Annotated in this window: 20 protein-coding genes; 5 read left to right on the forward strand and 15 right to left on the reverse strand. The window is 72.0% G+C overall.

Translation table 11 applies throughout. From position 1 onward, the window contains the following. Window positions 1–129 precede the first annotated feature (129 nt). The 8 genes from rodA to rimP all read right to left on the reverse strand — a co-directional run bounded on the left by rodA (window position 130) and on the right by rimP (window position 9,071). Complete coding sequence (gene rodA, locus H9I49_RS08955; RefSeq protein ID WP_188030001.1) at window positions 130–1,335, reverse strand: rod shape-determining protein RodA; 1,206 nt, start codon at window positions 1,333–1,335, stop codon at window positions 130–132. Further along, window positions 1,299–2,270 carry a bifunctional riboflavin kinase/FAD synthetase gene (locus H9I49_RS08960; protein ID WP_188030002.1) on the reverse strand — a complete coding sequence of 324 codons (972 nt, stop codon included), beginning with the start codon at window positions 2,268–2,270 and terminating at the stop codon, window positions 1,299–1,301. Before H9I49_RS08960 ends, rodA begins: the two co-directional genes overlap by 37 nt. Before the next feature lie 44 nt (window positions 2,271–2,314). Beyond that, window positions 2,315–3,271, reverse strand: a complete 957-nt coding sequence (gene truB / locus H9I49_RS08965; protein ID WP_188030003.1) for a tRNA pseudouridine(55) synthase TruB — start codon at window positions 3,269–3,271, stop codon at window positions 2,315–2,317. Further along, window positions 3,268–3,756 (reverse strand): 30S ribosome-binding factor RbfA, encoded by a 489-nt coding sequence (gene rbfA, locus H9I49_RS08970; protein ID WP_188030004.1) that lies wholly within the window; start codon window positions 3,754–3,756, stop codon window positions 3,268–3,270. The genes truB and rbfA overlap by 4 nt, the downstream gene beginning before the upstream one ends. Window positions 3,757–3,931: 175 nt before the next feature. After that, window positions 3,932–6,850, reverse strand: a complete 2,919-nt coding sequence (infB, locus tag H9I49_RS08975; RefSeq protein WP_188030005.1) for a translation initiation factor IF-2 — start codon at window positions 6,848–6,850, stop codon at window positions 3,932–3,934. 177 nt (window positions 6,851–7,027) lie between these two features. Next, window positions 7,028–7,408, reverse strand: coding sequence for a YlxR family protein (locus H9I49_RS08980; RefSeq protein WP_370587497.1), 381 nt, complete (start codon window positions 7,406–7,408; stop codon window positions 7,028–7,030). Between the two features lie 38 nt (window positions 7,409–7,446). Next, on the reverse strand, window positions 7,447–8,496 hold the full coding sequence (gene nusA / locus H9I49_RS08985; protein ID WP_188030007.1) for a transcription termination factor NusA: 1,050 nt from the start codon (window positions 8,494–8,496) through the stop codon (window positions 7,447–7,449). Then, complete coding sequence (gene rimP / locus H9I49_RS08990; RefSeq protein WP_188030008.1) at window positions 8,496–9,071, reverse strand: ribosome maturation factor RimP; 576 nt, start codon at window positions 9,069–9,071, stop codon at window positions 8,496–8,498. Before rimP ends, nusA begins: the two co-directional genes overlap by 1 nt. Before the next feature lie 132 nt (window positions 9,072–9,203). Here rimP and H9I49_RS08995 point away from each other — a divergent pair, with 132 nt between their 5' ends. The 5 genes from H9I49_RS08995 to H9I49_RS09015 all read left to right on the forward strand — a co-directional run bounded on the left by H9I49_RS08995 (window position 9,204) and on the right by H9I49_RS09015 (window position 15,577). Further along, window positions 9,204–10,229, forward strand: a complete 1,026-nt coding sequence (locus H9I49_RS08995; RefSeq protein ID WP_188030009.1) for a hypothetical protein — start codon at window positions 9,204–9,206, stop codon at window positions 10,227–10,229. Further along, window positions 10,226–11,194, forward strand: a complete 969-nt coding sequence (locus H9I49_RS09000) for an aminoglycoside phosphotransferase family protein (RefSeq protein WP_370587498.1) — start codon at window positions 10,226–10,228, stop codon at window positions 11,192–11,194. Before H9I49_RS08995 ends, H9I49_RS09000 begins: the two co-directional genes overlap by 4 nt. 112 nt (window positions 11,195–11,306) lie before the next feature. Then, entirely contained in the window at window positions 11,307–12,692 is a 1,386-nt protein-coding gene (locus H9I49_RS09005; RefSeq protein ID WP_255523797.1) for an MATE family efflux transporter, read from the forward strand. Window positions 12,693–12,726: 34 nt separating this feature from the next. Then, entirely contained in the window at window positions 12,727–14,730 is a 2,004-nt protein-coding gene (locus tag H9I49_RS09010) for a thioredoxin domain-containing protein (RefSeq protein ID WP_188030011.1), read from the forward strand. Window positions 14,731–14,794: 64 nt separating this feature from the next. Further along, window positions 14,795–15,577, forward strand: a complete 783-nt coding sequence (locus H9I49_RS09015; protein ID WP_188030012.1) for a response regulator transcription factor — start codon at window positions 14,795–14,797, stop codon at window positions 15,575–15,577. Between the two features lie 31 nt (window positions 15,578–15,608). Here H9I49_RS09015 and H9I49_RS09020 read toward each other — a convergent pair whose 3' ends face one another. The 7 genes from H9I49_RS09020 to H9I49_RS09050 form a co-directional block, all read right to left on the reverse strand. Next, a complete protein-coding gene (locus H9I49_RS09020; protein ID WP_188030013.1) occupies window positions 15,609–16,037 on the reverse strand; it encodes a hypothetical protein in 429 nt (142 codons plus the stop codon). A gap of 476 nt (window positions 16,038–16,513) precedes the next feature. Next, window positions 16,514–17,221: an FAD:protein FMN transferase gene (locus H9I49_RS09025; protein ID WP_255523798.1), complete on the reverse strand. Its 708-nt coding sequence runs from the start codon at window positions 17,219–17,221 to the stop codon at window positions 16,514–16,516. A gap of 62 nt (window positions 17,222–17,283) precedes the next feature. Continuing rightward, a complete protein-coding gene (locus H9I49_RS09030) occupies window positions 17,284–17,775 on the reverse strand; it encodes an FMN-binding protein (RefSeq protein ID WP_188030015.1) in 492 nt (163 codons plus the stop codon). A gap of 40 nt (window positions 17,776–17,815) precedes the next feature. After that, on the reverse strand, window positions 17,816–19,246 hold the full coding sequence (locus tag H9I49_RS09035; RefSeq protein ID WP_188030016.1) for a ferric reductase-like transmembrane domain-containing protein: 1,431 nt from the start codon (window positions 19,244–19,246) through the stop codon (window positions 17,816–17,818). A 110-nt stretch (window positions 19,247–19,356) separates the two neighbouring features. Beyond that, window positions 19,357–20,139: a TSUP family transporter gene (locus tag H9I49_RS09040; protein WP_188030017.1), complete on the reverse strand. Its 783-nt coding sequence runs from the start codon at window positions 20,137–20,139 to the stop codon at window positions 19,357–19,359. After that, window positions 20,136–20,885 carry an HAD family hydrolase gene (locus H9I49_RS09045; protein ID WP_188030018.1) on the reverse strand — a complete coding sequence of 250 codons (750 nt, stop codon included), beginning with the start codon at window positions 20,883–20,885 and terminating at the stop codon, window positions 20,136–20,138. The genes H9I49_RS09040 and H9I49_RS09045 overlap by 4 nt, the downstream gene beginning before the upstream one ends. Then, entirely contained in the window at window positions 20,882–22,648 is a 1,767-nt protein-coding gene (locus H9I49_RS09050; protein WP_223128471.1) for a proline--tRNA ligase, read from the reverse strand. Before H9I49_RS09050 ends, H9I49_RS09045 begins: the two co-directional genes overlap by 4 nt. Between the last annotated feature and the right edge of the window lie 281 nt (window positions 22,649–22,929).

Consider the following 22,929-nt stretch of genomic DNA (forward strand, 5'->3'; position numbering starts at 1 on the left):
CTCGTCATCGGCGTCTGCGCGCGCCCGCCATGCCCGGATGATGTCAACAATCGGACTGCCAGTCACGCATTCGCCGGCGTTCCACATCGAACTGTGACCCGTGGGTAACTTCATCGCGCCCGGGCGGCATCACGGCCGGCCGAGCGGACGTGCCCGGAGGCCGACGGTCCGCCTGCGCTGCGACGCCGACGCGACGTTGCCGACGAGTCCCAGCGCGATCCACGACGCGATGAGCGAGGACCCTCCGCTCGACACGAACGGCAGCGGCAGCCCGGTGACCGGCATGAGACCGAGGTTCATCCCGATGTTCTCGAAGGCCTGGACCCCGAACCACACCGCGACACCGATCGTCACGAGGCGCCCGAACGCGTCGGCCCGCCGCGCGACGACGACGCAGCGCACGACGATGAAGCCGATGAGGACGACGAGCCCGGCGGCGCCGATGAAGCCCAGCTCCTCCCCCGCCACCGAGAAGACGAAGTCGGTCTCCTGGAAGGGGATGAAGCCACCCTGCGTCTGCCGGCCCTCGAAGAGGCCCTGGCCGCCGAGTCCGCCGGAGCCGATCGCGATGCGCGCCTGTCGCGTCTGGTAGCCGATGCCCTGAGGGTCGAGCGACGGGTCGAGGAAGGCGCGCAACCGGTTGCGCTGGTACGTCGAGAGCACCGGCGTGAGGAAGGCCGCCGCGACGACACCGGCGCCGGCGACGAGCACAGCGAGCGTCCACAGCAACGGCGCACCCGCCGCCGCGATGATGACGACCGACATCGCGACGAGGACGAGCGCAGAACCGAGGTCGGGTTGTGCGAGCACGAGCACGACCGGGATGCCGGCGACGACCCACGCGAGGGCGACGTCGCGGTGCGGCTGGCGAAGCCGGCGTTCGGACCGTTCGGCGAGGAGCATCGCGAGACCGAGGGCGAGGGCCACCTTCATGAGCTCGGAGGGCTGCAGGCTCAGTGCGCCGGGCAGCCGGATCCACGACCGCGACCCGTTGACCGTGGTGCCCAGCGGCGAGACGACCGCGGCGAGTCCGAGGACCGCGAGCACGTAGACGACAGGTGCCGCCGCCCGCACCGCCCGTACGTCGAGGCGAGTGACCACGACGGCACACGCCACCCCGATGAGCAGGGCGACGAGCTGCTTGAGCGCGGCCGTGTCCCCGGCGCCGGCCCGGGTCGCCGACCACACGAGCACGACCCCGACCACCGAGAGGCCGAAGGCACCGATGAGCAGGCCGAGGTCGACCCGGAGCCAGGACGACCCGCCGGCGGTGCGGCCGCGCAGCCGGCTCCGTGCGGCTAGGACGGGACGATCGCCGAGAGGATCTCGCGACACCGCTCCACGTCCTGCGTCATCTGCTCGACGAGCACCTCGATCGAGTCGAACTTCAGCGTGGGTCGCAGGTGCGAGACGAACTCGACGGCGACGCGCTCACCGTAGAGGTCGAGGTCGGTGCGGTCGAGGACGTACGCCTCCACGCGACGCTGGTGGCCGTCGAAGGTGGGGTTCGTACCGACCGACACGGCGGCGGGCAGGGTGCGGTCGGGGTCGCCGTCAGCGAGGTCGAGACGCACCAGCCACCCGGCATACACACCGTCGGCGGGAACGAGCCCCTCGTGGTCCTGCGACAGGTTGGCCGTCGGGAAGCCGAGCTCGCGGCCGCGGTGGTCGCCGTGCACGACGGTGCCCGTGACGCGGTGCGGGCGCCCGAGCATCTGCGCGGCGTGGTCGACCTTGCCGGCGAGCAGCTCGGCGCGCAGCTGCGTCGAGCTCCATCGGGCTCCCTGCGCCTCACCCTCTCCGATGTCGTCCAACGCGATGACCTCGAAGCCGTGGACCTCGCCGAGCTCGCGGAGGGTCTCGACGTCGCCCGAGTTGCGCACCCCGAACCGGGTGTCCTTGCCGACGACGACCGCCGCCACGCCGAGGGCCTCGACGAACGTGCCGCGGACGAACTCCTCGGGCGTCTGCTGCGCGAACTCGCGCGTGAACTCGATGACGAGGACCGCGCCGAGACCGACGGACTCGAGCGCGTCGAGGCGCTGGCCCAGCGACATCACGGCGGCGGGCGCACGGTCGGGGTAGAGCACCGCGATCGGGTGCGGCTCGAACGTCACGGCGACGGGCAGCGCGTCTCGGGCGGCGGCCTCGCGCACGACGCGCGTCAGGACCTCCCGGTGCCCGCGGTGCACCCCGTCGAAGTTGCCGAGGGTCACGACGGTCGGGCCGAGGTCGGCCGGGATGTCGTCGAGTCCGTACCAGCGCTGCACGGCGACCACTGTAGTGGCCGGGTCGGAGGGGTCGTGCACGCCGGTCAGGCCCCCGGGCCGGAGGTGGCGAAGACCACCTTGGCGCGAGCGATGGCCCGCGTCTCGTCGAGCACCGCGACCAGACGCCCGTCGGGACCGATCGCCGCCACCGCGTCGGCACCCGCCGAGCCGGTGAACGCGCTGGCGATGCGCTGGCCGTGTCCGAGGCGCACGGCATCCGCCGCCGACACCTCGTGCACGGGTAGCTGGGCGCGGGCCGCGTCGGCGATCGGCAGCAGGGGTATGCCGTCCGGTCCCTCGGCCTCGGCGGCCGCGGCCAGCGCGTCGAGGGGGATGGCCGCGTCGAGGGCGAACCGGCCCACCCGCGTGCGCCGGAGCGCCGTGAGGTGGCCGCCGACCCCGAGCGCGGCTCCGAGGTCGCGCGCGAGGGCGCGGACGTACGTGCCCGACGAGACGTCCACCTCGACGTCGACATCGACGACGTCGATGGCGGGCCCGACCTCGACAGGGGCGCTGCCCGGTCGCACGGACCGGACGTCGAAGCGGCTCACGGTCACAGGCCGAGCGGGCAGCACGACGTCGTCGCCCTGACGAACCCGGGTATAGCTGCGCACGCCCTTGACCTTGATGGCGCTCACCGAGCTCGGCACCTGCTGGATCTCTCCCGTCAGGGCGGCCACGGCGCCCGGCAGTCGCGCCTGGAGGTCGTCGAGGTCGTCGATGCCGAGCGCCTGGGTCGTCTCACCCTCCGCGTCGTCGGTGAGGGTCGACATCCCGAGACGGATCGTCGCGGCATACGACTTGTCGCAGCCGACGAGGAAGGTGAGCAGCTTGGTGCCGCGCTCGACACCGAGGACGAGCACCCCGGTCGCCATCGGGTCGAGGGTGCCGGCGTGGCCGACCCGACGCGTGCCGCAGAGCCGACGCGCGCGGGCGACCACGTCGTGGCTCGTCCACCCCGCCGGCTTGTCGACGACGAGCAGGCCCCCGGAGCGGGTCATCGGGCGTCGACGTCCGCGTCCACCTCGTCGAGGGACTCCACGGACACGCCGTCGTCGTCGGTGCGTTCGACCGGCTTGCGGTACGGGTCGGGGTCACCGGCGGGCTTGGCGTTGGCGGCGGCGCGGGCCAGCTCGGCGTCGCGGGCACGCGTCTGGGCCACGAGGTCCTCGAGGTGCGCGGCGCCCTCGGGCAGCGCGTCGGCGATGAACTCGATCGACGGCGTCAGGCGGATGCCGATGCCCTTGCCGACGGCGGACCGGATGCGGCCCTTGTTGGCCTCGAGAGCGTCGGCGGTGGCCGTGCGGTCCTCGTTGCTGCCGAAGACGGTGTAGAAGACCGACGCGTGCTGCAGGTCGCCCGTGACACGGGCATCGGTGATCGTGACGAAGCCGAGGCGTTCGTCCTTGACCCGGAACTCGAGGTACTCGGCGACGATGACCTTGATCCGGTCGGCGATCTTGCGGGCGCGGGCGGGGTCAGCCATGGCTACCTCTGCTTTCGTGTGACGTGCGGCCGGACGGATCCGACGTGGTGATTCACCCTAGTAGCGGGCCGCAGGGCCCGCGCATTCCCATGCGGACGCCGCGGGTCGGGTGGTGGCCCGCAGACGCCGGACGGCGCCGACCCCGGAGGGATCGGCGCCGTCCGTCTCATGGAGCTCAGGCGCGAGGCTTCTCGCGCATCTCGTAGGTGGCGATGAGGTCACCGAGCTGCAGGTCGTTGAACGACCCGAGGTTGATACCGCACTCGTAGCCCTCGCGGACCTCCGTGACGTCGTCCTTGAAGCGGCGCAGACCGGCCACCTCGACGCTCTCGGAGACGACGACGCCGTCGCGCGTGATCCGCGCCTTGGAGCCGCGCTTGATCTCGCCGCTGCGCACGATCGAACCGGCGATGTTGCCGAACTTGCTCGAACGGAAGATCTCGCGGATCTCCGCCGTGCCGAGCTCGACCTCCTCGTACTCCGGCTTGAGCATGCCCTTGAGTGCCGCCTCGACCTCTTCGATGGCCTGGTAGATCACCGAGTAGTAGCGGATCTCGACGCCCTCACGCTCGGCGTAGTCGGCGTTCTGGCCCTCGGCCCGGACGTTGTAGCCGATGATGATCGCGTTCGAGGCCATCGCGAGGTTGATGTTGTTCATCGTGATGGCACCGACGCCGCGGTCGATGATGCGCAGGTCCACGTCGTCGCCGACGTCGATCTTGAGCAGCGCGTCCTCGAGCGCCTCGACAGAACCCGACACGTCACCCTTGAGGATGAGGTTGAGGGTCTCGACCTTGCCCGCGGCGAGGGCCTCGTTGAGGTCCTCGAGCGAGATGCGCTTGCGGGCCTTGGCCAGGCTCGCCTGACGGTCGGCCGCTTCACGCCGCTCGGCGATCTGGCGGGCCGTGCGGTCGTCCGGCGCCACGACGAACGTGTCACCGGCGCGCGGCACCGAGGAGAGGCCGAGCACCTGGACCGGGCGGGAGGGCCCGGCCTCGTCGACGTTCTTGCCGTGCTCGTCGAGCATGGCGCGGACGCGGCCGTACGCGGAACCGGCGACGATGGAGTCACCGACGCGCAGCGTTCCGGTCTGGACGAGCACCGTCGCGGTGGCACCGCGGCCACGGTCGAGGTTGGCCTCGATCGCGACGCCGCGCGCCTCCTTCTCCGGGTTGGCCCGGAGGTCGAGCGCCGCGTCGGCCGTCAGCAGGACCGCCTCGAGCAGGCCGTCGATGTTCTGGCCCTGCTTGGCCGAGACGTCGACGAACATCGTGTCGCCGCCGTACTCCTCGGCGATGAGGTTGTACTCGGTCAGCTGCTGGCGGACCTTGGCCGGGTTGGCACCGTCGACGTCGATCTTGTTGACCGCGACGACGATCGGCACGTCGGCCGCCTGGGCGTGGTTGAGCGCCTCGATCGTCTGCGGCATGACGCCGTCGTCGGCGGCGACCACGAGGATCGCGATGTCGGTGACCTTGGCACCACGGGCACGCATGGCGGTGAACGCCTCGTGACCCGGGGTGTCGACGAACGTGATCGCTCGCTCGAAGCCCTCGTGCTCCTTGTGGACCTGGTAGGCACCGATGTGCTGGGTGATGCCACCCGCCTCGCCCGCCGCGACGTCCTCGTTGCGGATGGCGTCGAGCAGGCGGGTCTTGCCGTGGTCGACGTGACCCATGACGGTGACGACCGGAGGACGAGCCTCGAGGTCCTCGTCCTCCTCGCCCTCGATACCGGTCTCGAGGTCGATGTTGAAGGAGTCGAAGAGCTCCTTCTCCTCCTCCTCCGGGGAGACGACCTGGATGTCGTAGCCGAGCTCGGCCCCGAGCACCTTGAAGGTGTCCTCGTCGAGCGACTGGGTCGCCGTGGCCATCTCACCGAGGTGGAAGAGCACCGTGACGAGCGACGCCGGGTTGGCGTTGATCTTGTCGGCGAAGTCGGTCAGCGACGAGCCACGACGCACACGGATGACGGTCGAGCCGTCACCGCGCGGGACGGTGACGCCACCGATCGACGGCGCCTGCATCTGCTCGAACTCCTGGCGCTTCGCGCGCTTGGACTTGCGTCCACGGACGGGACGACCGCCGCCGCGGCCGAAGGCACCAGCCGTGGAACCACGACCGCCTCCGCCGCGGGGACCGCCGCCGAAGCCGCCACGGCCCCCGCCGGGACCGCCGCCGGGGCCGCCGCCGGGACCGCCGGGGCCACCGCCGAAGCCACCACGGCCACCGCCGGCACCCGGGCCACCACGGCCCGGTCCACCGGCCGGGCGCTGACCCGGTCGGGCGACGGTGCTGCGCTCCGGCATCATGCCGGGGCTGGGACGCGGGCCACCGGGACGCGGCGCGCCACCGGGAGCACCGGGACGACCGCCCGCGGGCGCACCGGGACGCGGGGCGCCACCGGGACCACCCGGACGCTGGCCCTGGCGCTGCTGCGGACGCGGCATGCCCTGGCTCGAGCTGAACGGGTTGTTGCCCGGACGGGGACCCGCGTCGCCACCGGGCCGCGGCGCACGGGTCTGGCCCATGCCCTGGCTCGGCGCGAACGGGTTGTTGCCCGGACGGGGCTGGCCGGGGCGCGGTGCCGGGCGCGGGGAGGCCGGGACGCCGGAGGTCTGCCGACCACCGTCGCGGCTGGACTGCACGGGGGCCGGTGCCGACGCCGCGGGGGCGGCGGGGGCCGGCGCCTTGGGCGCCGGAGCGGCCGGTGCGGGAGCTGCCGGTGCGGGAGCAGCCTTGGCGGGTGCCGGGGCGGCCTCGCGGGCGGCCGGCGCTGCGGGAGCGGACGGCGCGGGCGCCGACGCTGTGCGTGCTGCGGGGGCGGGCGCGGCCGGGGCCGACGGCGCCGGGGCAGCCTTCTGTGGCGCGACGGGGGCCGCGCTGGGGGTGGCGGCCCTCGGGGCCGCCGGCTTGTTGCCGCCGCCGGAGCGCAGTTCCGCGGGGAACGTCTCCTTGATCTTGCGGACGACTGGGGGCTCGATGGTCGACGATGCCGACCGGACGAACTCTCCCTGGCTCTTCAAGTGTGCGAGCAGGGTCTTGCTCTCGACTCCGAGCTCCTTGGCGAGCTCGTAGACCCGGACCTTAGCCACATCTCTCCTGTTCCTGGTCCGGCCTGAACAGGAAGTGGCCGAACCGTGGGTTATTGCTGGGGCTTGCTCATCGCTGAGTACTCATCGGGTGCTCATAGCGTTTCAACCCGCCTTGTGGTTCGTTGACTGATCTCTGACTGTGCCTGCGTGTCCGCTCAGGGACCGCGCCGGCTCTTCCTACGGGTGGTGCATGCCGAGGTGTCGTGCGACCGCGCTCACGTCGACCGCGGTCTGCAGGCGCAGGGCACGTCCGAACGCCTTGCGGCGCACTGCCAGCTCGAAGCACTCCGGCGTCGGGTGCAGCCATGCACCACGTCCCGGCATCCGATGTCGCGGGTCGGGGCGGAGCGTGACCGAGGACGAGTCCTCGGCACCTCTGTCCGTCACCGCGACCACTCGCAGCAGGGCCGACCAGCTATCCGATCCTCGGCATCCCACACAGGTGCGGGATGGCTCAGCACGGAGTCCAGTCCGGTCGGCCACAGACGAGTCTACCGCGTCTGGGCCCTTCGCCGCTCCACGGGGTGCCCGCAGGTGCCTTCCGGCGTGTGCCGGCACGCCTCCGGCCCGCGCCTGAGGACGGTCCTCGTGGGCGCTCAGAGGTCGTCGGGCGCGACCTCGACGCCACCGCCGGGGGCGCCGGCGGCCTCGGTGTCGGGCCGGATGTCGATGCGCCAGCCAGTGAGCTTGGCCGCGAGGCGGGCGTTCTGGCCCTCCTTGCCGATGGCAAGGCTGAGCTGGTAGTCGGGGACGATGACGCGTGCGGTGCGGGCGGCCGCGTCGACGATCTCGACGGACTGCACCCGCGCGGGCGACAGGGCCGCCGCGACGAACGAGGCAGGATCCTCGGAGTAGTCGACGATGTCGATCTTCTCGCCCCGCAGCTCGGTCATGACGGCGCGGACACGGGCCCCCATCGGGCCGATGCAGGCGCCCTTGGCGTTGACGCCGGCGACCTTGCTGTGGACCGCGATCTTCGTGCGGTGCCCGGCCTCGCGGGCGAGCGCCGCGATCTCGACGGTGCCGTCGGCGATCTCGGGGACCTCGAACTTGAACAGGGTGCGCACGAGGTTGGGGTGGGTGCGTGACAGTCCCACCTGGGGGCCCTTGGGACCCCGCTTGACGCTGACCACGAAGCAGCGCAGACGCTCGCCGTGTCCGTAGCGCTCCCCCGGCACCTGCTCGGCGAGAGGCAGGATGCCCTCGACCGTGCCGAAGTCGACGAGGACGTTCCGGGGGTCCTGGCTCTGCTGGATGATGCCCGAGATGACGTCGCCCTCACGGCCCTTGAAGTCGCCGAGGATCGCCTCGTCCTCGAGGTCGCGCAGCCGCTGGACGATGACCTGCCGCGCGGTCGAGGCCGCGATGCGGCCGAAGCCCTCCGGCGTGTCGTCGAACTCCGGCCCGGGCTCGCCGCGCTGGGGGCGTTCGCTCTCGTCGGTCTGCGGGAGCAGCTCGCCCTCCTCGCGGGCCCAGACGATGACGTGCCCGGTCTTGCGGTCGAGCTCGACCCGGGCCAGCCGCTGGCTGCCGTCGGTGCGGTGGTAGGCCACGAGGAGCGCCTGCTCGATGGCCGGGATCAGCACGTCGAGGCTGATGTCACGCTCCCGTTCGAGGGCGCGCAGGGCGGCGAGGTCGATGTCCATCAGTGGTCCCCTTCCAGGGCGGACGTCTCGTCCGGGTCGTCGTCGGTGGCGACGGTGTCGTCGCCGGTGTCGGCCCGCTTGAACTCGACCTGCACGATGCCACGCTGCACGGCATCGAGGTCGAGCGTCACCTGGCGGGCCGGGGTCTTCTTGGTGGCCGGGATCTCGAGAGTGAGCGAGTCGGAGCCGACGGCCGTGAGGCGGCCGGTCTCGGAACCGGCCTGGTGCGTCACCTCGACCAGGCGTCCGACCTGACGGCGGAACTGGTCGCGGGAGCTCAGCGGGCGACCGACGCCCGGCGACGACACCTCGAGGACGTACGGGGCCTGGCCCATGACGTCGCCTGCGTCGAGCTCGTCGCTCACCGCGCGGGTGGCGTCCGCCACGACGTCGAGCGAGAGCGGCGGCACGGCACTCACGTCGTCGGTCACGTCGAGGTCGCTGATGTCGGCGTCGACGAGCACGCGCACGAGACGTCGCTTGCCGGCAGGAGACACGGAGACGTCCTCGACGACCAGCCCGAGGGGCGCGAGCACCGGCTCGAGCGCCGCTCTGATCTCCTGGGCCGTGCTCATCAGTCGACGCCTCCTGCTCTTCTCGAATGTCCGGTGCCGACGCCCCGAGGGGCGGTCCGGCACCGCGTGTCCTCCACTCTATCGGCGCCGGCGGGTGGTCGCAGACCGCCGGACGCGTGCGAAGATCACGCCATGGACGGCGACACCCGTGGGCTCGGGTCACGGGTGATGGCGGGACTCGGGCAGCCGCCCCGGCGCCTCTTCGTCGTCGGCGGCGGTGCGGCCGCCCTCGCGCTCCTCGTCGACCGCGGGCTGCGGCTCGATGTCCCACAGCCTCCCCCGCCCGTGCCGACCCGTCGCCCGGCCCCCGACGAATCGCTGCTGCTGTCGGCCGTCGCCGGGTTGACGCGGCTCGTCGCGGCCGAGACCGAGGTCCTCTCGGGTCCCGAGGCCGGCGCCACGGTGCGACGGCTGCGCGAGGTCAGCCGTGAGCAGCTGCGCGTCCTGCGGGGCCGGCTGACCAACGCCGGCGTGCCCACCACGGTCATCGACGCGGCGGCCGCTGCTCGTCCCGCGCCAGTGACCACCTCGACCGGCGCCACCACCGGAACGCCGGCGCCCGGGTCGTCGCCCACGTCGACCGCGCCGGCGGCCGCCGACCCGGTGCGCACCCGCGACGAGCTGGCAGCGCTGCTCGACGCGATCGGCCCCGCAGAGTGGACGGCGCTGGCGAGCGCGACCGCGGCGACGCGCGAGCTGCTCGTCGCCGCCTACGCCGCGCGGTTGGCCGGGGCCGTCCTGCTCGGGCACGACGTGGCGGTCCTCGACTCCCCCAGCCCGGTTCGGCCGGCGATCGTCGCCCGCACTCAGCCGCTCGTGTACGCGTTCGAGGTCGTGGCCGCCCAGAGCACCGGCGAGCAGCGTCGTTCCGCGGAGTCGACCCTGGCCGCGTTGTCGCACCTCGAGGTGGCCGTGTCTGGGGCGACGTCGACCACGCCGGCCGGATGGGCGCTGCCGTTCCCGGTCACGTCGCCAGCCGACGCGCGCCGCCTCGCGACCGTGACACTCGCGTCGGCCGTGGACGCCGGCCCGGAGCTGGTCGGCGTGAACGCCTCGCCCGCGTCCCTCGAGGACGTCGCCCGGTGGGGCGCCAACGTCCAGGCCCTTGCGGTGGACTGGGACCTCCCCCTCGCCGCCTTCCCCGGAGCCGCGTCGTGACCTACGACCCCATGTACGACCTCATCCCTGCACACTTCGCGCACGAGGTCAGCGGCCGGCCGTCGACGGGCTACGTCTCGGGCGAGGACTGGATCGACGACCTGCCCGGCCTCATCGCCGACCTCCTCGCCGAGTGGGAGCTCGAGCCCGTCGGGCGCCCGAGCAGCGGCGTGTGTGCCGTCGCGATCCCCGTACGCCTGCTCGGCACGGGTCGCGACGTCGTCGGCGTCAGCGGTGAGGGCATCCTCAAGATCACCTGGCCCCATCCCGAGGCGGCCACCGAGCACCTGGCCCTGCAGGCCTGGAACGGGCACGGCGCCGTGCGGCTCGTCCGGGCCGACCCGTCACGCTTCGCCCTGCTGCTCGAGCGCCTGCACACCCGCGACCTGAGCCGCGTCGACATCGACGAGGCGTGCGGCGTCATCGGCGACCTCCTCCGGGTGCTGCGTCGTCCGGCGCACCCGCGCATGCCCGGCCTCACGGCATACGCCCTGCGTCAGGCGGACGAGCTGCGGGCTGCCCCACCCGTGCTGCCGCGCCGCTACCTCGACCAGGCCGCCGCCCTCGCCACGGAGCTCGCAGAGCGAGGAACGGCAGAGGAGCGCCTGCTCCACACCGACCTGCACTACACGAACGTCCTTGCGGCGTATCGCTCTCCGTGGTTGGCCATCGACCCCAAGCCGATGGCCGGGGACGCGGCGTTCGAGGTTCCGCCCTCCCTGTGGAACCGGACCGACGCGCTCGGCACCGGCTCGCAGGTCCGGTGGTCGCTCCGCCGCCGCCTCGAGATCATCTGCGAGCGCGCAGGGATCGACGAAGGCCGGGCCCGCGCGTGGACGATCGTGCGCGTGGCGGACAACGCCGTCGACGCCGCCGCCAGCGCCTCGGGCGACGCGACGTCGCAGGCCCGCGCCCACGACGAGGTCAGCCTCGCGGTCACGATCATCAAGGTGATGAACGACTGAGCCGTGCGCTCGTCCGCGCGTCGGCACCGCCGGATCAAATCGTTTCGATATTCGATCTCGAAACATCTACTCTGGGTCGGCACACCTTCTCGCTTTCGTGAAAGGCACCCGTATGCCTCGCCCCGCCATGCCCACCCGCGACCGTCGCTCGGCCCCGCCGACGCCGGCTCGCGAGATCGCGCGCATCGCTGTGCCGGTGAGCATGGAGTTCGTCCTCATGCTGGTGCTCAACTTCGTCAACCAGATCGTCGTGGGCAGCCTCGGAGCCACCGCCATCGCCGCGGTCGGCTTCTCCAACAGCCTCACGTTCATCCTCGGCGTCACCCTCGGCGCACTCGGCACGTCCGTCGCGATCCTCGTGGCGCGGGCCGTGGGTGCGGGCCGCCGCGAGGCGCTCGACCACACGGTCACGGCCGCACTGGTCGTCGCCCTGGGGCTGGGAACCGTCGTGTCGCTCGTGCCGTGGCTGTTCGCCGATCACCTGCTCTCGCTCGTCGGGGCGTCACCCTCGGTCGCCGCCGCCGGCACCGACTACTTCCGGCTGACCGTCCTCGCGACCCTGCCCGTGATGGTGAGCGCGATCCTCTCGGGCGTGCTCCGTTCGGCGGGGCGGCCGTCGAGCCCGATGGTGGCGACCCTCATCACGGTCGTCGCCAACTCCACGATCGCGTACTCACTCGTCACCGGCCTCGGTCCGTTCCCGGAGCTCGGGGTCGCGGGCGCCGGGTGGGCCACTCTCGTCACCGGCGTGGTGAAGACGCTCATCCTCGCCTGGATGGTGTTCGGCCCCCGACGCACGGTGGGCTGGTGCCTGCCCGACAGCCGGGCCCAGTGGCGGGCCGTGGTCGTCGCGCTCTTCGTGCTCGCGCTCCCCCTCGGCGTCACCGAGCTGTTCTGGACCGTCGGCACGTTCCTCTACAACGTCGTCTTCCAGCAGCTCGGCGACGAGGCGCTGGCTGCCGCCCAGATCGTCACGACGCTCGAGGGCATCTTCATCGTCGGCAGCATCGGCCTCATGGCCGCGACGACGACGCTCGTCGGCCGCTCCGTCGGCAGCGGCGACATCGAGGAGGCCGTGGCCTGGGTCCGCCGGGTCAAGCGCGCGGGCATCGGCACGGCCGCCGCCTTCGGCGTCCTCTTCGGCGTGTCGGTGCTGCTCCTCGAGCCGCTCTACGGCGAGGCCGGCCCCGACGTGCGGCTCATGGCCGGCGTCGGCATCCTCATGAACGCCGCGTTCCAGGTCGTCAAGGTGCGCAACATGATCATCGGCGCCGGCGTGCTCCCCAGCGGCAACGACGTCCGTGGCGTGATCCTCGGCGACGTCGTGGGCGCGTTCCTCGTCGGTCTGCCGCTCGCGATCCTGCTCGGCCTGCACACACCGCTCGGCTACGTCGGGATCTTCGCGGCCCGCATCGTCGAGGAGCTCGCCAAGCTCGCGATCTTCGCGTACCGCGCGCGCCGCATCCGTTGGGAGACGCTGGTCGCCCAGGCGGCCTGACGTGCACGCCGCGGCGGTCGCCTAGCGTGGAGGCATGAGCAACCGCCTCGCCGACGCGACGAGCCCCTACCTGCTCCAGCACCGTGACAACCCGGTGCACTGGCAGGAGTGGGGCGAGCAGGCGTTCGCGGAGGCCCGCGAGCGCAACGTGCCCATCCTGCTCTCGGTCGGCTACGCCGCGTGCCACTGGTGCCACGTGATGGCTCACGAGTCCTTCGAGGACGAAACCGTTGCGGCGGCGCTCAACGAGGGCTTCGTGTCCGTCAAGGTCGACCGGGAGGAGCGGCCCGACATCGACGCCGTCTACATGTCGGCCGTCACGGCGACGACGGGCCAGGGCGGCTGGCCGATGACGGTGTTCATGACGCCCGAGGGCGAGCCGTTCTTCTGCGGCACGTACTTCCCACGGGACCACTTCCTCCGCGCCCTGGCCGCCATCGGCGAGGCCTGGCGCACGCGCGAGGACGAGGTACGCGCGTCGGGCACACACATCGCCACCTCGCTCGCCGGCGCGCTCCGACCGCCGACACCGTATGCCGTGGAGCCGGCCGCGCTCTCGAGCGCGGTCGAGCGGCTGGCGCGTCAGTTCGACCACGCCGCGGGCGGATTCGGAGGTGCGCCGAAGTTCCCGCCCTCGATGGTGCTGGAGTTCCTGCTGCGCCACCACGCGCGCACGGGTGACGAGCTGTCGCTCACCATGGCGACGCGCACCCTCGAGGCCATGGCGCGCAGCGGGATGTACGACCAGCTGGCCGGGGGTTTCGCACGCTACGCCGTCGACGCCGCATGGGTCGTGCCCCACTTCGAGAAGATGCTGTACGACAACGCACTGTTGCTCCGTGCGTACACCACGTGGTGGAAGGTGACGCGAAGCCCCTTGGCGGAGAGGGTGGTCCGCGAGACGGCGGAGTTCGTGCTCCGCGACCTCGGCACCGAGAGCGGAGGCTTCGCGTCGTCGCTCGACGCAGACGCGGCCGGGGTCGAGGGCCTGACGTACGCGTGGACCCCAGCCCTGCTGCGCGACACGCTCGGCGAGGACGCCGAGCAGGCCGCCGCTCTCTTCGTCGTCACGCCGGAGGGCACGTTCGAGCACGGGGCGTCGACGCTCCAGCTGCCGGCCGACCCGGATGACGCCGCCTGGTTCGAGCAGGTGCGGTCGCGACTGCTGGCGGCCCGCGCGCAGCGACCGCAGCCCGGTCGCGACGACAAGGTCGTCACGTCGTGGAACGGCCTCGCCATCGCCGCCCTGGCCGGGGCGGGTGCGACCTTCGACGAGCAGGGTTGGGTCGAGGCGGCGCGGCGTTGTGCGGCGCACCTGCTCGACGTGCACACCGTCGACGGCGAGCTGCGGCGGGCGTCGCGGCGCGGCGTCGCCGGGTCGGCCCGTGGCATCGCCGACGACCACGGCAACCTCGCCGAGGGGCTGCTCGTGCTGCACCAGGTGACGGGCGAGGTGCGCTGGCTCGACGCCGCGACGCACGTTCTCGACGCGGCACAGGCCTTCGCCGCCGACGACGGCGGCTTCCACGACACGGCCGAGGGAGCCGAGACGCTCTACCTGCGACCACGGAGCGCCGCCGACAACGCCGAGCCGGCGGGCCAGTCGGCACTCGCCGGAGCCCTCGTGACCCTCGGGGCGCTGACCGGAGACGCCGCTGCTCTCGACGCCGGCGCGCGGGCCGCGGCCGCGGGCCTCGGCCTCGCCGTCCGCGAGCCGCGGTTCGGCGGGTGGTCGCTCGCGGTGGCGGAGGCGCTCGTCGCCGGACCGCTGCAGGTGGCGGTCGTCGGCGCCGGGGCCCGGGCGGACGACCTCGAGGCACTGGCCCGCCGGTCACCGAGCCCCGGGCTCGTCGTGGTGCGTGGTGAACCGGACGCCCACGGCATCGCGCTCCTGGCCGGGCGTCCCCTCGTCGACGGCAACCCGGCGGCGTACGTCTGCCGCGGGATGGTGTGCGAGCTGCCCGCGACGATCCCGACGGCGCTCGAGGAACAGCTGGGCGGCTCGGGCAGACCGGGCGGTCCGGATGGACCGGCGTGAACGGCACGCCGCCACTCCAGCCGTTCTGACGGGTCAAACCCGAACATTCTGCAACAATCACCGCATGAGCCCCACGCGTACTGCCGTCGTCGTCGAAGACGACGACGACATCCGCGAACTCATCACGCACAGCCTGACGATGCAGGGCTTCGAGGTCTCGGCCGCCGCATCGGGTCTGGCCGGCGTCGAGCTCGTCGTCGCCACCGACCCCGACCTCGTGACGCTCGACCTCGGCCTGCCGGACCTCGACGGCATCGAGGTGTGCCGCCGGGTCCGTGACGTCAGCCAGGCCTACGTCGTCATGATCAGTGCCCGCACCGACGAGATCGACCGCCTCATGGGCCTCGAGATCGGCGCCGACGACTACCTCACGAAGCCGTTCAGCCCGCGCGAGCTGCAGGCTCGCGTCAACGCGATGTTCCGTCGGCCGCGGGCGGGCCGCGTCAACGGCTCCGACGCGGCCTCCGACGGCGCAGAGCCGACGTCGGTCGCGGCCGATGCGCCTGCCGACGAGGCGTCCGGCGCCACGCACACGCTCGTGCGGCACGGGCGCATCGAGGTCGACCTCGAGGGCCGCGTCGTCACCGTCGACGGCAACGAGGCCGACCTGACACGTACCGAGTTCGACCTGCTGACGACGTTGATCAGCGCTCCGCGGCGGGTGTGGTCACGCGCAGTCCTGCTCGACAGCCTCTGGGGACCGGGGTGGAGCGAGGAGCACCTCGTCGAGGTCCATGTCGGCAACCTGCGCCGCAAGCTCAGCCGGCTGGGGCCGGCGGGCCACCGGGCGCCGATCCGCACCGTGCGCGGCGTCGGCTACCGCATGGAGGAGCCCGACGCGTTCTGAGCGCGACGTGCTCGAGGAGCACGAGGTGGGGTCAGGCCTGCCCCTGCGCCGCGGCGCCGTCGAGGTGCGAACGCAGCGCCAGCCGCCCGCTCGTCGCGAGCCCCGGCAGTTCGGCTCCGCGCTCGCGGGCGACGTCGGGCTCGCCGCGCCGCACCGCGTCGATGACGCAGAGCACGGCCGACTCGAGACGGACGAGACCGACCGTGGCGGACGAGACGCGCAGACTCAGCAGCACGTCCATGGCCGCCACGTCGTCGTGGCTCTCGAGGGCGGACGCTGCGCGCGCCAGCCGCGTGTCGAGCATCCGCAGGTAGGTGTCCGCGATGGAGCGAGCGAGGTCGTCGCTCTGCAGCTCCGACGCCAGGCGGGTCAGCGCCGCCGGGTCGAGCTCGTCGACGGGGAGTCCGGGACAGGCCGGGCCCACGACCGCCTCAGCGGACATGACGAGCGCCGGGGACACCCGACGCACCCCGCCTGGGCGCCAGGGCACCGAGGCGACGCACGTCAGCCGGGCTCGGGATGGGTCGGCCTCCCACCAGACGACCCACCCCGGCCCGGTCTCCTCCCCCCGAAGAAGTCCTCGAGTGGGCCCGCCGTCCGGGAAGGGCGCCGCGACCGCGCACCGGCACTGCAGGGTCAGTGCTGATGGTGCTGGCCATGGCGCGCTCCTCCCCGGATCGGCGGGCACTCGCCCGAAGGTTCTCTGTCGGCGACCGGTCCCCCGACCGTTTCGCCGATGAGTTGACTCTGCAGGGCCAACTGCAAGTCGCAAGGCTTGTCGCACGCAGGGTTTCCGCAAGAAAGGCGCAAGGGCCGCGGCACGCGGACCGAGCTCATGCCAGCGCCCTCGGCCGACGTCGGCCACGTCATCGGCCTGCCGGCTCTCGTCTCGTGGTCACCCGAGCGCGTCGCGACGACACACGAGACGTCGTCGTGTCAGTGAGCCGTCCAGACGTAGCCCGTCGCCCGCGCCGCGAAGGCGTCTCTCGTCGCGTCACCGCCGACGAAGAGCGCGGTCGCCCAGATGTCGGCCCACAGGAGGGTCGGGCCGGTCACGGTCACCGATCCCGGTCGACCGACGAGCTCGCGCGCTACGGGGTCGTAGAGGTGCGCTCCCCTTGCGGCCGTGCCCGAGGTCGCGACGGCGCCACGGGTCAACCTCAGGGTGCTGGCGATCTGTCGCGCGTCACGGGGGTTCTCGATGCCGACCCGCCACGCGATCGCGTCCGGACCCTCGGTCGGCACGTCGGCGTGCGCACCGATGAGGATGTCTCCGCCGGCGTTGACGCAGAACGACACGCCGTCCAGGGCGTGCAGAGGTCGCGACGCGAGGTCGACAGCCCATCCCTTCACGAGGCCGGTAGGGTCGAAGGCGAGGTCACCGGCGCCGGTGGGCAGCATCGTCGTGAACGCCCCGCAGGTCAGGACCTCAGCCTGCTGACCGATACGGAGCGACTCCTCGACGAGGGCGCTGCACTGCGACAGCTCGACCTCTCCGCGACCCAGCCGCACGACGTCCGAGTCGTCGCGGTACGTCGAGAAGACCGAGTCCATCTCACGCAGGATGCCGTACGCCTCACCGACCGCCGTTCGCGCCACCTCGCCGTCGACGGCGTGGCCACGCAGGTGGATGCTGACCGGCATCCCCATGACGTGTTCGACCCACGCCCGGCGCGGGAGGGGTCTGGTCGTCGGTGCCGGCCGGTTCACAGGTTGGCCTGGTCGATGGCCGACTGGAGGGACTGCGTGTAGCCGTCCCACGTCACGGTCGCCCCGGAGACGACGTCGATGTCGGCCGACTGGGCCGACACCGTCTCCTCGTTGTAGACGGGGACCGCCCGCGAGTTGATCATCTGGTCGTGCCGGTCCTCCATCGGCACCTGCAGCACCTCGGCCGCGGTGATCGTGCCGTCGGCCACCGTGATCCGCACCTGGACGTTGCCGAAGCGGGTCATCACGGCCTCGCCCGCGTACGCCTTCGCCGTGGCCGCCGTGGCCGACGTGGCCGACGTGTCGGTCGCGTCGGCGGTGTCGGTCGCACCGGACGAGGACCCGATGCTCCCGGATGCCTTGCTGCTCGCGGTGACCTGCCGGGTCTCGGCGGCCACGACGGCAGTGGAGCTGCGGGAGGTGCTGTAGCTGAAGAGGAGGACGAGCACCGTCAGGGTGCTCATGGCCCAGAGGACGATCCGGCGCATGGGGTTCTCGATTCGCGGGTGGGTGCGTGGTGGTGGGAGGTCAGTAGCTGAAGCGTTCGTGGTGGACGGCCTCGCGGGGCACCCCGGCCTCGTGCGCGGCGGCGATGACGGCGTCCATCCACGCGGGGTTCCCGCAGACGTAGACGTCGCGTTCGGCGATGTCGGGGACGATGCGGGTCATGGCCTCGACGTCACCGAGGCTGCTCGAGTCGGCGGGCAGCCAGCTGCTCCGCTCGCGGTTGCGATGGCCGACGACCGCGACGACCCTGCCGCCCCGGGAGCGGGCGAGGTCGAGCAGCTCGTTGCCGAGGACGATGTCGGCGTGGCTGCCGACGCGGTAGATGACGACGACGCCGTCCTTCGCCGTCGGCGCGGCCGGAAGCTCCTCGAGGATCGCCCGTAGCGGGGTGATCCCGATGCCGGCACCAATGAGCACGGCCTTGCCGCTGGTGCGCACCCCCGTGTGGAGGCGGCCGTACGGGCCCTCGAGAAGGACCTTCGTGCCGGGTCGCAGGGTGGCGAGCCGGGAGCTCGACCCGCCGACCGCCTCGGCGGTGATGCGCAGCGTCCGGCCGTCGGGCGCCGCGGACAGGGAGTAGGGGTTGGCCCGCGTCCAGCCCGGTCCGTCGAGGAACCGCCACTGGAAGAACTGGCCCGCCCGCACCCGGAGCAGGTCGAGCCGGCGCCCCGTCATGACGACGGACGTGACCGTCGACGACTCGGCGACGACGTGCGAGACGACGAGCCGGTGCCGCCGGGACCGGATGAGCGGCAGGCCGACGCGGAAGACGAGCACGGAGATGAGCGCCACGGCATACAGGCCCCACCAGAAGCCCGTGGCGAGACCGTTGGTGTTGAAGTCCTGCCCCGTCCACAGCTGGTGCGGGAGCGCGAGGCCGCCGCCGAGGTAGGCGTAGAGGTGGAGCAGGTGCCACGACTCGTGGCGCAGGCGCGCCCTCGCCTTTCGCACCGAGGTGACGACGACCATGACGAGGGCGACCGCGCCGGCGAGGGCGAGCAGCATTCCCGGCGAGTGCAGCACCTCGTCGACGAACGTCCCGATGACGCCGAGGTCGGTGCCGGCGCTGTAGCCGAGGATCGTCAGGGCTATGTGGGCCAGCATGAGGTTGAACGACGTGAACCCGACGAGCCGGTGCACACGGGCGAGCTCGTCCTGGCCCCAGGCCTGCTCGACGACCGGGATGCGCGCCATGAGCAGCACCTGCAGCAGCATGAGCACCGAGGCGAGCAGCCCACTGAGGTGGCCGAGGTTCGTGAGACTCTCGCCGGCCGACCCGAAGGCCGTGAGTCCGCCCCCTGCGACCCACAGGGCCACGACGAAAAGGGTCACGGCCCACGCGAACGCCGCCGTGGCGTCACGCCACCACCGTGGCGTGGGTTCTCGCGAGCGGTCCTGGGCGGCATCCGGCAGCTGCAGGTCGCGGCGCTCCGGGAGGGCGAGGCTCGTCATGCCGTCAGCGTCGAGCGGCTACCTGTGCGAGTGCTGTGCCGGGCGGATGCCAGTCGTATGAGCGTTCGGTCGCGACGCACCGGCCCGGGTACGGGCCAGCGCCCGGGTGGTCAGGGCCACCAGCCGAGGAGACTGCCGCCGATCTTGACGATGAAGGCGCTGACGATGGCGACGAAGACGGCGCGCACGAAGCCGCTTCCCCTCGCGACGGCGGTGCGCGCCCCGAGGTAGCCACCGAGCAGGTTGGCCGCCGCCATGACGACACCGACCTTGACGAGGACCAGACCCATCGGCGCGAAGACTGTCAGCGCACCGAGGTTCGTCGCGAAGTTCGCGATCTTCGCCTTCGCGCTCGCCTCGAGGAAGTTGTAGCCGAGCAGACCCACGAGGGCGAACACGAGGAAGCTGCCGGTGCCCGGGCCGAGCGCGCCGTCGTAGGCGCCGATGACGAACCCGGTCAGCATCGCGAGGACCGTGTGGCGGGCCCCGTGGAACCGTCGGATCGACTCCTTGCCCAGGTCGGGCCTGAAGAGCGTGTAGGCGCCGACGACGACGAGCAGCACGAGGATGATCGGGTTGAACGCCGCCTTCGGGATGTGCAGCCCGATGAGCGCGCCGCCGAGGGACCCGACATAGGCGACGCCCGCCATCGGCAGCGCGGTGCGCAGGTCGGGACGGACCCTGCGGTAGAACGTGATCGAGCTCGTCGTCGTGCCGAAGATCGAGGCGAACTTGTTCGTCGCGAGCAGCTGCGCCGGTGACGCGCCCGGCAGGCCGACGAGCAGCGCCGGCAGCTGCACGAGCCCCCCTCCGCCGACGACGGCGTCGATCCAACCGGCGACGAACGCCGCGAGCCCGAGGAAGGCGAGGGTCGTCAGGGTGGGGTCGTTCACGCGCTCGGGCCCTGGGCCTGCGCGTTCCACGACTCGACGATCGTCAGCACGTCGCCGAGCTCGTGGGCGATGGCATCGGGTGTCGCGTCGTGGGAGACCTGCTGGTCGACCGGGATCGTGGAGTGCGGCACCCAGATCGCGCGCATCCCGACCTGCTGCGGCCCGTGGACGTCCTCGTAGGACCGGTCGCCGACATACGCGCACTCCTCCGGCGCGACGCCGGCCTCACGCGCGGCATACGCGAAGATCTCCGGCTGCGGCTTCACCCACGGCGTCTCGCTCGAGTAGATGTCGACGTCGATGAGGTCGAGCACGCCGTCCCGTTGGAAGATCGACCGGTGGTACGCACGGTCCCACAACGTGTTCGAGAGCACCCCAACGCGGATTCCCTTGTCGCGCAGAACTTTCCACAGCGGGCCGATCTCCGGTGCAGTGAGAGTGTGGGGCTCCCACAGCTCGCGGTATGCCGTGAGCGCCTCGTCTGATCCGGGGTGGCCCTCGGCGATCCCCACCGACGCGAGCAGCTCGTGGAGCCGCGCGCTCCCACCGCCCCGGCGCCCGCGCGTCCACGCCGCGCCCTCCGCCTCGCAGATGGCCGCGACGAACGCGTCCAGCGCGTCACCCGTGTGTCCGAGCCCGGCGGCATACGCCCCCCACGTCGTGTGGAAGTCGACCTCGTGCCACGGCGTGATGGTGCCGCCCCAGTCGAAGAAGACCGCCCGCACCGGGCGGCCGGCGGCCCTCACGAGCGCTCGACCTCCGCGGTGACCTCGGCCGTGAGGGCGGCGACGACGTCGTCGACGGCGACCTCGCGGCGCTCGCCCGAGCGACGGTCCTTGATCTCGACCTTGCCCTCGGCGAGGCCGCGGCCGATGACGAGGATCGTCGGTACGCCGATGAGCTCGGAGTCCTTGAACTTGACGCCGGGGCTCACGCCCTTGCGGTCGTCGACGAGGACCGACAGGCCCTGGACCTCGAGCTCGCGGGCGATCTCCTCCGCCTTGACCACGAGGGCGTCGTCCTTGCCCGCGGCCACGATGTGCACGTCGACCGGCGACAGCTCACGCGGCCAGATGATGCCTGACTCGTCGTGGTTGCCCTCGACGACGCAGGCCACGGCACGCGAGACCCCGACGCCGTAGGAGCCCATGACGACCGTCACGAGCTTGCCGTTCTGGTCGAGCACCTTGAGGTCGAGCGCCTCGGCGTACTTCGTGCCGAGCTGGAAGACATGGCCCATCTCGATGCCGCGGGCACCCGACAGGACGTGGTCGCACTGGGGACAGGGGTCGCCGAAGCGGACCTCAGCGGCCTCGACGGTGCCGTCGCCGGTGAAGTCGCGACCCACGACGAGGTCGATGACGTGGCGACCCGGCTCATCGGCGCCCGTGACCCAGCGGGTGCCCTGGGCGATGCGCGGGTCGAGCAGGAAGCGGATGCCCGTCGTGCCCTCGGTGCCGAGCGCGCGGGGGCCGATGTAGCCCTTGGTCAGACCGGGGTGTGCCGCGAAGTCGGCCTCGGTGAACGCCTCGATCTCGGCGGGCTCGACCTGCGCGCCGAGGCGCTTCTCGTCCACCTCGCGGTCGCCGGGGAGCCCGATGGCGAGCGGCTCGCGCGTGCCGTCGGGGTGCTTGAGCATGACGACGACGTTCTTGAGGGTGTCGCCGGCCACCCACGGCCGGTCCTCGCGCGGGAAGCGCTCGTTGAGGTGGTCGACGAGCGTCGCGATCGTCGGGGTGTCCGGCGTGTCCTCGACGTGCGCGGCGGGAGCGTCCTCCCACCCGACCGGGCTGGGAGCCGGCACCCTGACGGCCTCGACGTTGGCGGCATACCCGCAGCTCGTGCAGTGGACGTAGGTGTCCTCGCCGACCTCGGCGGTGGCCAGGAACTCCTCGCTCCTGCTCCCGCCCATGGCGCCGGCCATCGCCTCGACGATGACGTAGTGGAACCCCAGGCGGTCGAAGATGCGCACGTACGCGTCACGGTGCGCCTGGTAGCTCTTGTCGAGCCCGGCCACGTCGACGTCGAAGGAGTAGCTGTCCTTCATGACGAACTCGCGACCCCGCAGCACGCCGGCGCGGGGGCGGGCCTCGTCGCGGTACTTCGTCTGGATCTGGTAGATCGACAGCGGCAGGTCCTTGTAGGAGCTGAAGAGGTCCTTGACCGTGAGGGTGAACATCTCCTCGTGCGTGGGACCCAGCAGGTGGTCGGCGCCCTTGCGGTCCTGCAGGCGGAAGATGTTGTCGCCGTACTCGGTCCACCGGCCGCTCGCCTCGAAGGGCTCCTTCGGCAGCAGCGCCGGGAACAGCAGCTCCTGCGAGCCGATGGCGTCCATCTCCTCTCGGACGATCTTCTCGACGTTGCGCAGCACCCTCAGGCCGAGCGGCAGCCACGTGTAGACACCCGGGCTGACGCGGCGCACGAAGCCCGCGCGGACGAGCAGCCGGTGGCTCGGGACCTCTGCGTCCGCCGGGTCCTCGCGAAGGGTGCGCAGGAACAGGGACGACATGTGCAGGACCACCGGGACTCCTCGTGTTTGGTGCTCGTCGTGGTGCTGGTCGGACGCACGCGGGCCACGCCTGCCGAGGCAAGGCGCGAGTGCGGAACCTGGGAAGGATATCGGCCCAGCGCTCGTGCCCGGTTGGCACGTTCCTTGTCCTGTTCCTGTCCGGTCAGGACAGGAACAGGTCACTTCCTTGACCGCTCCGCCGGGCACGTGTTCAGTGAGCCTGCCGCTCGACAACGATGTCAGCTCGACGGCAGATCGTGACGTCCTTGTGACGACACGAC

The organism is Terrabacter sp. MAHUQ-38 (genome assembly GCF_014518425.1).
In the GTDB taxonomy this organism is placed as follows: Bacteria; Actinomycetota; Actinomycetes; order Actinomycetales; family Dermatophilaceae; genus Terrabacter.

What these genes read in the sequence shown, in the direction of transcription:
- H9I49_RS09050 (WP_223128471.1), bottom strand. Translation starts at nt 22,648, where the DNA reads ATGTCGTCCCTGTTCCTGCGCACCCTTCGCGAGGACCCGGCGGACGCA.
- truB (WP_188030003.1), bottom strand. Translation starts at nt 3,271, where the DNA reads ATGACCCGCTCCGGGGGCCTGCTCGTCGTCGACAAGCCGGCGGGGTGG.
- rbfA (WP_188030004.1), bottom strand. Translation starts at nt 3,756, where the DNA reads ATGGCTGACCCCGCCCGCGCCCGCAAGATCGCCGACCGGATCAAGGTC.
- H9I49_RS08995 (WP_188030009.1), top strand. Translation starts at nt 9,204, where the DNA reads ATGGACGGCGACACCCGTGGGCTCGGGTCACGGGTGATGGCGGGACTC.
- H9I49_RS09015 (WP_188030012.1), top strand. Translation starts at nt 14,795, where the DNA reads ATGAGCCCCACGCGTACTGCCGTCGTCGTCGAAGACGACGACGACATC.
- rimP (WP_188030008.1), bottom strand. Translation starts at nt 9,071, where the DNA reads ATGAGCACGGCCCAGGAGATCAGAGCGGCGCTCGAGCCGGTGCTCGCG.
- H9I49_RS09035 (WP_188030016.1), bottom strand. Translation starts at nt 19,246, where the DNA reads ATGACGAGCCTCGCCCTCCCGGAGCGCCGCGACCTGCAGCTGCCGGAT.
- H9I49_RS09010 (WP_188030011.1), top strand. Translation starts at nt 12,727, where the DNA reads ATGAGCAACCGCCTCGCCGACGCGACGAGCCCCTACCTGCTCCAGCAC.
- nusA (WP_188030007.1), bottom strand. Translation starts at nt 8,496, where the DNA reads ATGGACATCGACCTCGCCGCCCTGCGCGCCCTCGAACGGGAGCGTGAC.
- H9I49_RS09025 (WP_255523798.1), bottom strand. Translation starts at nt 17,221, where the DNA reads ATGCCGGTCAGCATCCACCTGCGTGGCCACGCCGTCGACGGCGAGGTG.
- H9I49_RS09030 (WP_188030015.1), bottom strand. Translation starts at nt 17,775, where the DNA reads ATGCGCCGGATCGTCCTCTGGGCCATGAGCACCCTGACGGTGCTCGTC.
- H9I49_RS09005 (WP_255523797.1), top strand. Translation starts at nt 11,307, where the DNA reads ATGCCTCGCCCCGCCATGCCCACCCGCGACCGTCGCTCGGCCCCGCCG.